Source organism: Enterobacter sp. 301B (genome assembly GCF_003850715.1).
In the GTDB taxonomy this organism is placed as follows: domain Bacteria; phylum Pseudomonadota; class Gammaproteobacteria; order Enterobacterales; family Enterobacteriaceae; genus Enterobacter; species Enterobacter intestinihominis.
Genome location: NZ_PQTC01000010.1, coordinates 90,409 through 104,526 on the forward strand (window position 1 = coordinate 90,409; position 14,118 = coordinate 104,526).

The window sequence follows — 14,118 nt, forward strand, 5'->3', positions numbered from 1 at the left end:
GCTCTTAGTGAACCATCATGTTGTAGTTAAGGTTCCACATAATCCAGATGGAACCGACTACCAGGATAGCGATGATAATCACGGTAAAGATAAAGGCCGTCATGTTCCAGCCTTCATCGGACTTGGTGTTCATGTGCAGGAAGCAAACCAGATGCACCAGAATCTGAATCACCGCGGTCACCAGGATTGCGCCCAGGATAACCGGCTTAGATGCAGAACCGTTCATCACCATCCAGAACGGGATCACCGTCAGGATGATCGACAGGATGAAACCTGTCATGTAGGTTTTTACGCTGCCGTGGGAAGCGCCATGATCGTTAGAATGACTCATTACATCGCCCCCATCAGATAGACAACAGAGAACACACAGATCCATACCACGTCCAGGAAGTGCCAGAACAGGCTCAGGCACATGATACGGGTACGGTTAGTACTGGTCAGGCCGCGACGGGAGATCTGGAACATCAGCACTGCCATCCAGATCAGACCAGAGGTCACGTGCAGACCGTGGGTGCCGACCAGCGCGAAGAACGCTGACAGGAAGCCACTGCGATCCGGACCAAAGCCTTCCGCAATCAGGTGATGGAATTCATAGATTTCCATCCCGATAAAGCCAGCACCAAACAACCAGGTCAACGCCAGCCAGGAAACAACCTGGCTTTTGTTGTTTTTGTACATGGCGATAGCCGCCATGCCGTAGGTGATGGAGCTGAATAACAGCAGTGCGGTTTCAACCAGAACGAACGGCAGCTCAAAGATGTCCTTACCGGTCGGGCCGCCCGCTGTGCCATTCACCAGAACGGCATAGGTTGCGAACAGACAGCAGAACAGGATGCAGTCGCTCATCAGGTAGATCCAGAAACCGAAGACTTTCGTCGGTCCTGTATCATGGTGCGCATGTTCATGCGCGTGGGCAGTCGAGTGCGCCAGAGTATCAGTTGCCATTTTTCAGCCCCGCTTTAGAAATCTCGTCAAAATGCTGGTTTTCCAGCTTTTCAACTTCACGGACTGGTACGTAGTAGTCCACGTCCTCGTCAAAGCTCTTCACAATCCAGCTGATTACGATGCCAGCGAAGCCAACAATCGCCATCCACCAGATGTGCCAGATCATTGCGAAACCAAATACCGTTGCGAAGGCGGCAATCACGATGCCCGCACCGCTGTTTTTCGGCATATGGATCTCTTCGTAATGTTCAGGTTGCTTGTACGCTTCACCTTTTTCTTTCATTTCCCAGAATGCGTCACGCTCATGAATGTGCGGCACTACGGCAAAGTTATAGAACGGAGGTGGAGAAGAGGTAGACCACTCCAGCGTACGGCCACCCCACGGGTCACCGGTCAGGTCGCGGTTCAGGTTACGGTCACGGATAGACACGTAGTACTGAATCAGCTGGCACAGGATACCGCAGGCAATCAGCGCGGCGCCGCCCGCTGCAATCATCAGCATCGGATGGAACTGCGGATCGATCTGCTGGCTCAGACGACGGGTCATCCCCATGAAGCCCAGCACGTACAGCGGCATAAACGCCACGAAGAAGCCGATGATCCAGAACCAGAAGGCGCGTTTGCCCCATTTTTCGTTCAGGGTGAAACCGAACGCTTTTGGCCACCAGTAGGTCACACCTGCGAAGCAGCCGAAGACGACGCCGCCGATGATAACGTTATGGAAGTGCGCAATCAGGAACAGACTGTTGTGCAGGACAAAGTCAGCGCCTGGAACCGCCAGCAGCACGCCGGTCATCCCACCTACGGAGAAGGTCACGATGAAGCCGATGGTCCACAGCATCGCTGAGTGGAACTGGATACGGCCCTGGTACATGGTGAACAGCCAGTTGAAGATCTTAACCCCGGTCGGGATCGCGATAATCATAGTGGTAATACCGAAGAAGGCGTTTACGTTGGCGCCCGCACCCATGGTGAAGAAGTGGTGCAGCCAGACGATGAACGACAGGACGGTAATACACACGGTTGCCCACACCAGAGAGGTGTAACCAAACAGACGTTTACGCGAGAAGGTTGCCGCGATTTCGGAGAACACACCGAACACCGGCAGAACCAGGATGTACACTTCCGGGTGACCCCAGGCCCAAATCAGGTTGATGTACATCATCATGTTGCCACCCATATCATTCGTGAAGAAATGGGTACCCAGATAGCGATCCAGGGTCAGCAGCGCGATGGTGACGGTCAGAATTGGGAACGACGCGATAATCAGGACGTTGGCGCACAGAGATGCCCAGGTAAATACTGGCATCTTGAACATCGTCATACCTGGTGCACGCATCTTCAGGATGGTCACGAAGAAGTTAATACCGGTCAGGGTGGTACCGACACCGGAGAGCTGAAGCGCCCAAATCCAGTAGTCAACGCCCACGCCCGGACTGTACTCAATTCCCGAAAGTGGCGGGTAGGCCAGCCAGCCGGTCTGAGCAAATTCGCCCACACCCAGTGACAGGTTAACCAGGATAACGCCGACAACGGTGAACCAGAAGCTCAGGTTGTTCAGGAACGGGAACGCAACGTCGCGCGCGCCGATTTGCAGCGGAACGACAACGTTCATCAGACCGATTACCAGCGGCATCGCCACGAAGAAGATCATGATAACGCCGTGAGCGGTAAAGATCTGATCGTAGTGGTGCGGTGGCAGGAATCCGGCTTCGCCCGCAGACGCAAGCGCCTGCTGGCTACGCATCATGATTGCATCCGCAAAGCCACGAATTAACATGACGATACCGACGATGCAGTACATGATGCCGAGTTTTTTGTGGTCAACCGAAGTCAGCCACTCGTTCCACAGGTAGCTCCACTTACCGAAGTAAGTGATCAGGCCAACTAAGGCCGCGCCACCAATGATAATTGCAGCAATCGTAACCATGATAATGGGTTCATGGTACGGCACCGCATCCAATGTCAATTTTCCGAACATTTTCTTCCTCGGCCCCTTAGTGAGCGGTTTCCGCGTGGCTCATGTCCATGCCTTCCATACCCTGGTGCGTGTTGTGCTCGCCTTCAGGCTGGGTCATGTCCATGCTCATGCCGTGATCCATAAATTTGCCAATAACATCTTTGAACAGATTCGGTTTCACGTTAGAGAAGTACTCCACCTTGTTGTATTCGCTAGGTGCAGCCACTTTTTCGAACGCCGCCATGTCAGACATGGTGTTTGGAGACTGCTTCGCTTTTGCAACCCACTGGTCGAAAGTCGCGCGGTCTGGCGTAGCGATAGCTTTGAACTTCATACCCGAGAAGCCCGGGCCACTATAGCTGGCGGAGATACCGTCGTAGGTGCCTGCTTCATTCGCAATCAGATGCAGGTTAGTCTGCATACCGGCCATCGCGTAAATCTGGCTGCCCAGACGTGGGATGAAGAAGGAGTTCATTACGGAGTTGGAGGTCACTTTGAACTGAACCGGAGTGTTCGCCGGGAAGGCGATTTCATTCACGGTAGCAATGCCCTGTTCTGGATAGATGAAGAACCATTTCCAGTCCATGGAGACCACTTCAATGGTAATGGGTTTTTCATCGTGAACCAGCGGTTTGCTCGGCTCAAGTGCGTGAGTGGTTTTCCAGGTCAGTACAGCAAGGAACAGGATGATCAGAATAGGTACCGTCCAGACCACAGCTTCCACTTTATTGGAGTGTGACCAGTTAGGGCTATACTTCGCATCTTTATTGCTCGCACGATACTTCCAGGCGAAACCAACAGCCATCAAGATGGCAGGAATAACCACAATCAACATCAGGCCAAAAGCCGTCAGTATCAATGAACGTTGTTCCAGTCCAATCTGTCCTTTGGGGTCTAGTAGTGCAGAATCGCAGCCACTGAGTAATACAGTGCCTGCGAATAATGACAACCATCCCAAACTTTTATTGTATTTCCTGAGTCTCATTTAACGACCTCAATTCCACGGGAGTCTGGTGGCGTTTAAAGTGTGGGGGCATTTTACGGGAAGGTTACATTACTGTAAACATCATTAGCCCTGTGTCAGGAAGGTGTTACTGGGTTCTGCCGTACATGTCACAAGTGTTGCAAATTATGTCGCGTTTCCAGACGGAAGCCGCACGGAGTGGGCGTTATAACGAAAGGGTGCCCCAGCATACCGCAAAAGGGATAATTGGTATAACCATTGCGAAAAACACACAATTAGTTAACAATTAATTATCAATAAAAAGACAACTAAAAAACGAAAATTCAATGTTTCGAATGCTGAATCGTTTAATGAAAAATAGCGTAGCGAAATAAGCTCCAATAATTTCCGAATGCTATCCCGCACAAAACAACAAATATTTTTTTTGTCGATGGCGGTTATTTCACCGTTATAATTTCGGGCTGTTATTACAACGGGAAATAACCTTTCGCTTTTTACTTCATGTCATCTGCGTCTTTCGTAATGACATGAAATCCAGCATCCCACCCGTCAGGATCCCCGCCAGGGCGAGAAACACACCTGCATCAAGCAGAAGGGTTTCAAAAGGAAGTGACAAGTCGGTAGTCGCATTCATGATGAGCACCGTGAGCCACCCTACCAGGGCAAGACAACCTGCCATTAGCAGACGCAGGGCAAACCGATAGGCAGCGTGATATTCCGTGCGCGGCATGAAGTGTTCCGTCCGCTGGGTATATTCCAGCGTCTGGCGACAGACCAGCAGCAATAAAATCCCCGGCACGGCCGCCACCACCGAGAAGAGATAAAAGGTCGGCCAACCGTAGGCTTCAACAAACCAGCCCGCGACGGGGCCAACGTATACGCGCCCGACGGCGGAAAGGGCAGAGAGCAGCGCAAACTGGGTAGCGGAAAATGACTTATTGCACAGCGTCATCAGCAGGGCGACAAATGCCGCAGTGCCCATACCGCCGCACAGGTTCTCAAAGAATACCGCCGTCCCCATACTGATCATATTCTTGTCGGTGATCGACAGCAGCCAGTAACCGGCATTCGATGCGCCCTGAAGTATGCCAAATATCAGCAGAGCGCGGAACAGCGTCAGGCGCTGCATCAATACGCCGCCGTACAGCGCGCCGACAATCGTGGCAAACAGACCCAGGGTTTTGTTCACCACGCCGACCTCGCCCGCATCAAACCCGACGCCGCGGATCAGGAAGGTAGTGGTCAGACTCATGGCGAAAGCGTCGCCAAGCTTATAAAGGACAATAAGCAGCAGGATCAGCCAGGCATTATTGCGACCAAAGAAGTCGCGCAGCGGTGCGGCGACGGCCTGCTCCAGCGAGCGTGGAACCGGGATCACATCGCTCGGTTCAGGCGCGAACAGAGTGGCAATAATGCAGGGGATCAGCAGTGCGGCCATCAGCCAGTACATGCCCTGCCAGCCGAGATAGCGGTCAGCAAGCCACAGTGCGAGTCCGCCGGAAACCAGCATACCCAGGCGGTAGCCGAGCACGCTGATTGCCGCACCGGCGCCACGCTCTTCCGCTGGCAGGACGTCCGTTTTCCAGGCGTCAAAAACAATGTCCTGCGAGGCGGAGCAGAAGGCGATGACCACCGCAAGCGCGGCCATCCAGCGCAGCTGCGTTGACGGTTCAAGGAAACCCATTGCGGCAATGGCGAGCAACAGCAGCACCTGCGTCATCACTAACCAGCCGCGACGGCGCCCGAGGAACGGTGGGGTATAGCGATCCATCACTGGCGACCACAGGAACTTAAAGACGTAAGCCTGGCCGACGAGCGAGAAGAAACCAATGGTTTTAAGATCGATGTTCTCAACCGTCATCCACGCCTGTAACGTGCCGGAGGTGAGCGCAAGGGGTAAACCGGAGGCGAAACCCAGGATCAGCAGAATAGCTGATTTCGGTTGCTGGAAAATGCGTAAGTAGTGACTGGACATGTTCTTATGAACTGACCCGGTGAAGCACCGGGTCAGTCAGCAGGATTAACGTGCGTTCTGCTTGATGAAGTCGTGAATGCTGGTGTCCTGTGCCATGTCGGCAATGGTGTCAGTCAGCACGCTGTTAACCGCGTTAGCGATATTTTTGTTGGAGGCCTGGAATGCGCCTTCAACGGAATAGCTTGCACGGTAGTTTTTGTTCATCTTGTTGCCGTTCTTCGCGGTAGCGATGATGGAGATATCGGCTTTGGTCGCAATGTTGTAGCGAACGTTACCCTGGGAGACGTCAGCGTACAGGTTGTTCACGATGATTTGCAGATCAACCGCGCCGCTTGGGCCAATCATGTAGCCACGGGAGGTCATCTGTTTTTCCAGTACTTCCTGCAACAGGAAGCGCAGGTCGCGGGAAGCGGTCAGCGTAACCTGCTGGTTGTCGCGAGTCACTTTCGCCAGCGCCTGGTCCTGACGCTGATCGGCGCCATTAATGCTGACCGTCACGCCCATCAGGCTTGGATCCTGCTGAGGCAGGGTAATTTTTGGTGAAACGTCAATGGTCGTCGGCGGGGTTGCGCAACCGGCGAGCATAAAGAGTGCTACCAACGGAAAGAAGATTTTTTTTAACATTTTCGGGTTCTCAACGAATCGTAAGCAAAGAGAGAAAAATTGCCGCCATCATAACATCGCCAACGGCCAGGGGAAGTGGTCAACGCATGTAAATTCATCGCCTTGTCCGAAAACTGACCACCTTTCCGCTTTTCTCTGCCTGTAAGTGACAAAACGTATGAACCTCATAGTGAACTTCATCCGTTTGGATGAGAAAATCAGACGAAAGCTAAATATTTGTTGTCACGGTGTAATGGAACCGGTAAAAGCGGCTAATATTTAAAGGGATGGGTGACATCTTAGCGTTGTCGGAGGAGTGATTTCATGATGATACGTGAACAGATAGAAGAAAAATTAAGGGCAGCGTTCAACCCTGTGTTTCTCGAAGTTGTCGACGAAAGCTATCGTCATAACGTGCCGGCAGGTTCTGAAAGCCACTTCAAAGTGGTTCTGGTCAGCGATCGCTTCACGGGAGAACGTTTCCTGAACCGACACCGCTTGATCTACAGCACCTTGACGGAAGAACTCTCCACAACCGTACATGCGCTGGCGCTGCATACCTACACCATTAAGGAATGGGAAGGGCTGCAGGATACGGTATTCGCATCACCGCCTTGTCGGGGTGCAGGCACCATCGCCTGATAAATCGGATTTGCAACCGCCGGAGTTTTTCCAGTATGTTGCTTACAGATTTCGTCAAAACGGCCTTCGGGCCGTTTTGTTTTGTCTGAGTTTTGAGCGGATGGCGCGTTTTTAAGGCTAAAAATAGCCTTAAAGTGTGAAAAAAGCCGCAGCAACATGCTCCAACCGTTCTCGACTCACCTAAGTGATGCCGCTATAATGCCGCGTCTTATTGAATGTCTTCGGGATGATTCTGGCGACAGGGAATGTGAATCTGCACATAAGAGAGCATCCCGGTATAACAGACAGATTCAGAGTTGACCGAGCACTGTGATTTTTTTGAGGTAACAAGATGCAAGTTTCAGTTGAAACCACTCAAGGCCTTGGCCGCCGTGTAACGATTACTATCGCTGCTGACAGCATCGAAACTGCTGTGAAAAGCGAGCTGGTCAACGTAGCAAAAAAAGTACGTATTGACGGCTTCCGCAAGGGCAAAGTACCAATGAATGTTGTTGCTCAGCGTTATGGCGCTTCCGTGCGTCAGGATGTGCTGGGTGAACTGATGAGCCGCAACTTTATCGACGCGATCATCAAAGAAAAAATCAATCCAGCCGGCGCGCCAAACTACGTTCCAGGTGAATACAAGCAGGGCGAAGACTTCACCTATTCCGTAGAGTTCGAAGTGTACCCGGAAGTTGAGCTGAAAGGTCTGGAATCAATCGAAGTTGAAAAACCGATCGTTTCCGTGACTGACGAAGACGTTGACGGCATGCTGGATACCCTGCGTAAGCAGCAGGCGAACTGGAAAGAGAAAGAAGGCGCTGTTGACGCGGAAGACCGCGTAACCATCGACTTCACCGGTTCAGTAGACGGCGAAGAGTTCGAAGGCGGTAAAGCGTCTGATTTCGTACTGGCGATGGGTCAGGGTCGTATGATCCCAGGCTTCGAAGACGGTATCAAAGGCCACAAAGCAGGCGAAGAGTTCACCATCGACGTGACCTTCCCTGAAGAATACCACGCTGAAAACCTGAAAGGTAAAGCAGCGAAGTTCGTCATCAACCTGAAGAAAGTTGAAGAGCGCGAACTGCCAGAACTGACTGAAGAATTCATCAAGCGTTTCGGCGTGGAAGATGGTTCTGTTGCGGGTCTGCGTGCTGAAGTGCGTAAAAACATGGAGCGCGAGCTGAACGGCGCTGTACGTAACCGCGTGAAGTCTCAGGCGATTGAAGGTCTGGTGAAAGCGAACGACATCGACGTTCCTGCTGCCCTGATCGACAGCGAAATCGACGTTCTGCGCCGTCAGGCTGCACAGCGCTTCGGTGGCAACCAGCAGCAAGCGATGGAACTGCCACGCGAGCTGTTCGAAGAGCAAGCGAAACGTCGCGTTGTTGTTGGCCTGCTGCTGGGCGAAGTGATTCGTACCCACGAGCTGAAAGCTGACGAAGAGCGTGTGAAAGGCCTGATCGAAGAGATGGCTTCTGCATACGAAGATCCATCAGAAGTGATCGAGTTCTACGGTAAGAACAAAGAGCTGATGGACAACATGCGCAACGTTGCACTGGAAGAGCAGGCTGTTGAAGCGGTACTGGCGAAAGCGAAAGTAACCGAAAAAGAGACCTCTTTCACCGAACTGATGAACCAGCAGGCGTAATTTCGTCCCAACGGTTTAAAGTTTGAACAAAAAACCCGTTGCCCTCCGGCGACGGGTTTTTTTTATCACAGCTTTAGTCCTGGAAGGGTGCTAAAACGCCCTTTCAGTGTTAGCGTTACAACAAAACGTTGTTATGCTTGAAATAGGGCATGGCGACCCCCATTAGTATGTAATCACGATGATTGAGACTGGCTGATAATCCGTCCATAAGGTTACAATCAGTACAGCAGGTGTTTTCAATTTTGAACCAGGAGACGGAAATGTCATACAGTGGCGAACGAGATAACTTTGCACCCCATATGGCGCTGGTGCCAATGGTTATTGAACAGACCTCACGCGGTGAGCGATCTTTCGATATCTATTCCCGTCTGCTCAAGGAACGCGTTATCTTTCTGACCGGCCAGGTGGAAGACCATATGGCTAACCTGATCGTGGCGCAGATGCTGTTCCTGGAAGCGGAAAACCCGGAAAAAGACATTTACCTGTACATCAACTCGCCGGGCGGTGTGATTACGGCGGGCATGTCTATTTATGACACCATGCAATTCATCAAGCCGGATGTCAGCACCATCTGTATGGGACAGGCGGCGTCCATGGGGGCTTTCCTGTTAACCGCAGGGGCGAAAGGTAAGCGTTTCTGCCTGCCTAACTCCCGCGTGATGATTCACCAGCCGCTGGGTGGTTACCAGGGCCAGGCGACGGATATTGAAATCCACGCCCGAGAAATTCTGAAAGTAAAAGCGCGCATGAATGAACTTATGGCGCAGCATACGGGTCAACCACTCGAGCAGATCGAGCGCGATACCGAGCGCGATCGCTTCCTGTCTGCACCAGAGGCAGTTGAGTACGGCTTAGTCGACTCCATTTTGACCCATCGTAATTGATGCCCGCGACGCGAGTGTGCCGCTATACTAATTTAGGGCGGCACGTTGCCTGTAAGCAGCTTGCGTCTGAGTATGGCATTTGCGTCGTCATGTGCGGCACATAGAACTTAAAAAGAGGTTTGGACTCATGACAGATAAACGCAAAGATGGTTCGGGCAAACTGCTGTACTGCTCTTTTTGCGGCAAAAGCCAGCATGAAGTGCGTAAACTGATTGCCGGGCCGTCCGTGTATATCTGCGACGAATGCGTCGATTTATGTAACGACATCATTCGCGAAGAGATTAAAGAAGTCGCGCCGCACCGTGAGCGCAGCGCGTTACCAACGCCACACGAGATTCGCCACCACCTGGACGACTATGTCATTGGTCAGGAGCAGGCGAAAAAAGTGCTGGCGGTGGCGGTATACAACCACTACAAGCGTCTGCGTAACGGCGATACCAGCAATGGCGTGGAACTGGGCAAAAGTAACATTCTGCTGATCGGGCCTACGGGTTCCGGTAAAACGTTGCTGGCGGAAACGCTGGCGCGCCTGCTGGATGTTCCGTTCACCATGGCGGATGCCACCACCCTGACCGAAGCCGGTTATGTGGGCGAAGACGTTGAAAATATTATCCAGAAGCTGCTCCAGAAGTGCGATTACGACGTACAGAAAGCCCAGCGCGGGATCGTCTATATCGATGAGATTGACAAAATCTCCCGTAAATCAGACAACCCATCCATCACCCGTGACGTCTCGGGCGAAGGCGTGCAGCAGGCGCTCCTGAAGCTGATTGAAGGTACGGTTGCGGCTGTTCCACCGCAGGGTGGGCGTAAACATCCGCAGCAGGAATTCTTGCAGGTTGATACCTCCAAGATCCTGTTTATCTGTGGTGGTGCGTTTGCAGGCCTGGATAAAGTGATCTCACACCGTGTGGAAACCGGCTCCGGCATTGGTTTTGGCGCAACGGTGAAAGCTACGTCTGAAAAACCAAACGAAGGCCAGCTGCTGGCGCAGGTTGAACCGGAAGATCTGATCAAATTTGGTTTGATTCCGGAATTTATCGGCCGTCTGCCGGTTGTGGCGACCCTGAACGAACTGAGCGAAGACGCGCTGATTCAGATCCTGAAAGAGCCGAAAAACGCGCTGACCAAGCAGTATCAGGCGCTGTTTAATCTGGAAGGCGTTGAGCTGGAATTCCGTGACGAAGCACTGGACGCGATTGCCAAGAAAGCGATGGCGCGTAAAACCGGTGCCCGTGGCCTGCGTTCTATCGTGGAAGCAGCATTGCTCGACACGATGTACGATCTTCCTTCTATGGAAGATGTCGAAAAAGTCGTGATCGACGAGTCCGTCATTGGTGGCCAGACCAAGCCGTTACTGATTTACGGTAAACCGGAAGCGCAGCAGGCATCTGGCGAATAATTCACCATTTCATACAATCAGTTAATCAAAAAGGGGGGATTTTATCTCCCCTTTACTTTTTCCGTATTCATGGCGTTGAATGTATGGGAAACATCCCCATATACTGGATTACATGTTAATGGTTGTGTGAAGCACAGTTACATGACCAGTTTACCTGGCGGACACTAAACTAAGAGAGAGCTCTATGAATCCTGAGCGTTCTGAACGCATTGAAATCCCCGTATTGCCGTTGCGCGATGTGGTGGTTTATCCGCACATGGTCATACCCTTATTTGTAGGGCGGGAAAAATCTATCCGTTGCCTCGAAGCCGCCATGGATCATGATAAAAAAATCATGTTGGTTGCGCAGAAGGAAGCATCAACGGATGAGCCGGGTGTAAACGATCTTTTCACCGTCGGGACCGTGGCCTCTATTTTGCAGATGCTGAAGCTGCCAGATGGCACCGTGAAGGTGCTGGTGGAAGGCTTACAGCGCGCGCGTATTACCACTCTGTCAGACGATGGCGAGCACTTCTCTGCGAAGGCAGAGTACCTTGATTCACCGGAACTTGATGAGCGCGAGCAGGAAGTGCTGGTACGCACCGCGATCAGCCAGTTTGAAGGCTACATCAAGCTGAACAAGAAAATCCCACCTGAAGTGCTGACGTCGCTGAACAGCATCGACGATCCTGCACGTCTGGCGGATACCATCGCTGCGCACATGCCGCTGAAGCTGGCTGACAAACAGTCCGTGCTGGAAATGTCCGACGTTAACGAACGTCTGGAATACCTGATGGCGATGATGGAGTCTGAGATCGATCTGCTCCAGGTTGAGAAGCGCATTCGCAACCGCGTCAAAAAGCAGATGGAAAAATCGCAGCGTGAGTACTATCTGAACGAGCAAATGAAAGCCATTCAGAAAGAGCTCGGCGAGATGGACGATGCGCCGGATGAAAACGAAGCGCTGAAGCGTAAGATCGACGCGGCGAAGATGCCGAAAGAGGCGAAAGAGAAAGCCGAAGCTGAGTTGCAGAAGCTGAAAATGATGTCTCCGATGTCGGCGGAAGCGACCGTTGTACGCGGCTACATTGAGTGGATGGTTCAGGTTCCATGGAATGCCCGCAGCAAGGTCAAAAAAGACCTGCGTCAGGCACAGGAAATCCTCGATACCGACCACTATGGCCTGGAACGTGTGAAAGACCGCATTCTTGAGTACCTCGCGGTACAGAGCCGTGTGAACAAAATCAAAGGTCCAATCTTGTGCCTGGTAGGGCCTCCAGGGGTGGGTAAAACCTCTCTGGGCCAGTCCATCGCCAAAGCGACCGGACGTAAGTACATCCGTATGGCGCTGGGCGGCGTGCGTGATGAAGCGGAAATCCGCGGTCACCGCCGTACCTATATCGGTTCTATGCCGGGCAAGCTGATCCAGAAGATGGCGAAAGTGGGCGTCAAAAACCCGCTGTTCCTCCTCGACGAGATCGACAAAATGTCTTCGGACATGCGTGGCGATCCGGCGTCGGCGCTGCTGGAAGTGCTTGATCCAGAGCAGAACGTGGCGTTCAGCGATCACTACCTGGAAGTCGACTACGACCTGAGCGATGTGATGTTCGTGGCGACCTCCAACTCCATGAACATTCCGGCGCCACTGCTGGACCGTATGGAAGTGATCCGTCTGTCCGGTTATACCGAAGACGAGAAGCTGAACATTGCTAAGCAGCACCTGCTGCCGAAGCAGATTGAACGTAACGCGCTGAAAGCTAACGAGCTGACCGTTGAGGACAGCGCTATTGTCGGCATTATTCGTTACTACACCCGTGAAGCGGGCGTGCGTAGCCTTGAGCGTGAGATCTCTAAACTGTGCCGTAAGGCGGTTAAGCAGCTGCTGCTGGATAAGAGCCTGAAGTACATCGTGATTAACGGCGACAATCTGCATGCTTACCTCGGCGTTCAGCGCTTCGACTATGGCCGTGCGGACAACGAAAACCGCGTTGGTCAGGTGACTGGACTGGCGTGGACGGAAGTGGGTGGCGATCTGCTGACCATTGAAACCGCCTGTGTACCGGGTAAAGGCAAGCTGACCTATACTGGCTCGCTCGGTGAAGTGATGCAGGAGTCCATCCAGGCAGCGTTGACCGTGGTGCGTGCGCGCGCGGAAAAACTGGGTATCAACCCGGATTTCTACGAAAAACGCGACATTCACGTTCACGTTCCGGAAGGGGCGACGCCGAAAGATGGCCCAAGCGCGGGTATTGCTATGTGTACGGCGCTGGTTTCCTGCCTGACGGGGAACCCGGTCCGTGCTGATGTGGCCATGACTGGTGAAATTACGCTGCGTGGTCAGGTACTGCCCATCGGCGGGTTAAAAGAAAAACTGCTGGCGGCACACCGTGGTGGGATCAAAACCGTATTGATTCCTTACGAGAATAAACGCGATCTGGAAGAGATTCCGGACAACGTTATTGCCGATTTGCAGATCCATCCGGTGAAACGCATTGAGGAAGTTCTGACTCTCGCACTGCAAAATGAACCGTCCGGAATGCAGGTTGTAACCGCAAAATAGTGACCTCGCGCAAAGAGCGCTAATAAAAACAAGGCTGGTAAGTCATTTCGTACTTGCCAGCCTTTTTTTGTATAGCTAATTTAGATTGCTGATTGGGTTAGCCATCAACAACGGGTGTTGTAAGGTCATAGCAGGACTGATATAACTGCTGCGCGGTCGCGCTGTGAAGGATTCAGGTGCGATATAAATTATAAAGAGAGGAAGAGAACAGTGAATAAATCTCAACTGATTGACAAAATTGCTGCGGGTGCTGATATTTCTAAAGCTGCAGCTGGACGTGCTTTAGATGCTTTAATTGCTTCTGTTACTGAATCTCTGCAAGCTGGGGACGACGTTGCACTGGTAGGCTTCGGTACTTTTGCGGTTAAAGAGCGTGCTGCCCGTACTGGCCGCAACCCGCAGACCGGTAAAGAGATCACCATTGCTGCCGCTAAAGTGCCGGGTTTCCGTGCAGGTAAGGCGCTGAAAGACGCAGTAAATTGATTGCTTTCCCGCTCCAGGGAAGCTGAAAAGTACAAGGGCGCATCGTTTGATGTGCCTTTTTTGTTTGTCCAGACCTGATTTGTGCGAGTTT

12 protein-coding genes are annotated in these 14,118 nt (G+C 52.3%); 6 read left to right on the top strand and 6 right to left on the bottom strand.

Annotated elements, in window-relative coordinates:
• Positions 1–4: 4 nt before the first annotated feature.
• The 6 genes from C3451_RS13045 to C3451_RS13070 form a co-directional block, all read right to left on the bottom strand.
• Positions 5–331 carry a cytochrome o ubiquinol oxidase subunit IV gene (locus tag C3451_RS13045; protein WP_006809888.1) on the bottom strand — a complete coding sequence of 109 codons (327 nt, stop codon included), beginning with the start codon at positions 329–331 and terminating at the stop codon, positions 5–7.
• On the bottom strand, positions 331–945 hold the full coding sequence (locus C3451_RS13050) for a cytochrome o ubiquinol oxidase subunit III (RefSeq protein ID WP_022647243.1): 615 nt from the start codon (positions 943–945) through the stop codon (positions 331–333). The genes C3451_RS13045 and C3451_RS13050 overlap by 1 nt, the downstream gene beginning before the upstream one ends.
• Positions 935–2,926, bottom strand: a complete 1,992-nt coding sequence (gene cyoB, locus C3451_RS13055) for a cytochrome o ubiquinol oxidase subunit I (protein WP_006809887.1) — start codon at positions 2,924–2,926, stop codon at positions 935–937. Before cyoB ends, C3451_RS13050 begins: the two co-directional genes overlap by 11 nt.
• Positions 2,927–2,942: 16 nt before the next feature.
• Positions 2,943–3,890 (bottom strand): cytochrome o ubiquinol oxidase subunit II, encoded by a 948-nt coding sequence (gene cyoA, locus C3451_RS13060; protein ID WP_006809886.1) that lies wholly within the window; start codon positions 3,888–3,890, stop codon positions 2,943–2,945.
• A 478-nt stretch (positions 3,891–4,368) separates the two neighbouring features.
• Positions 4,369–5,844, bottom strand: a complete 1,476-nt coding sequence (gene ampG, locus C3451_RS13065) for a muropeptide MFS transporter AmpG (RefSeq protein ID WP_022647245.1) — start codon at positions 5,842–5,844, stop codon at positions 4,369–4,371.
• A gap of 45 nt (positions 5,845–5,889) precedes the next feature.
• Positions 5,890–6,468: a lipoprotein gene (locus C3451_RS13070; RefSeq protein ID WP_022647246.1), complete on the bottom strand. Its 579-nt coding sequence runs from the start codon at positions 6,466–6,468 to the stop codon at positions 5,890–5,892.
• Positions 6,469–6,771: 303 nt separating this feature from the next.
• On the opposite strand from C3451_RS13070, the gene bolA reads away from it, so the two are divergent.
• From bolA to hupB, 6 genes are all read left to right on the top strand, one after another.
• Complete coding sequence (gene bolA / locus C3451_RS13075; protein WP_003859051.1) at positions 6,772–7,089, top strand: transcriptional regulator BolA; 318 nt, start codon at positions 6,772–6,774, stop codon at positions 7,087–7,089.
• Between the two features lie 331 nt (positions 7,090–7,420).
• Positions 7,421–8,719 (top strand): trigger factor, encoded by a 1,299-nt coding sequence (gene tig / locus C3451_RS13085; RefSeq protein WP_006809881.1) that lies wholly within the window; start codon positions 7,421–7,423, stop codon positions 8,717–8,719.
• A 260-nt stretch (positions 8,720–8,979) separates the two neighbouring features.
• Complete coding sequence (gene clpP, locus C3451_RS13090) at positions 8,980–9,603, top strand: ATP-dependent Clp endopeptidase proteolytic subunit ClpP (RefSeq protein ID WP_006809880.1); 624 nt, start codon at positions 8,980–8,982, stop codon at positions 9,601–9,603.
• Positions 9,604–9,730: 127 nt separating this feature from the next.
• Positions 9,731–11,005 (top strand): ATP-dependent protease ATP-binding subunit ClpX, encoded by a 1,275-nt coding sequence (gene clpX, locus C3451_RS13095; RefSeq protein ID WP_006809879.1) that lies wholly within the window; start codon positions 9,731–9,733, stop codon positions 11,003–11,005.
• 184 nt (positions 11,006–11,189) lie between these two features.
• On the top strand, positions 11,190–13,544 hold the full coding sequence (gene lon, locus C3451_RS13100) for an endopeptidase La (RefSeq protein WP_045622313.1): 2,355 nt from the start codon (positions 11,190–11,192) through the stop codon (positions 13,542–13,544).
• A 210-nt stretch (positions 13,545–13,754) separates the two neighbouring features.
• A complete protein-coding gene (gene hupB, locus C3451_RS13105; RefSeq protein WP_002444653.1) occupies positions 13,755–14,027 on the top strand; it encodes a nucleoid-associated protein HU-beta in 273 nt (90 codons plus the stop codon).
• Positions 14,028–14,118: the final 91 nt, after the last annotated feature.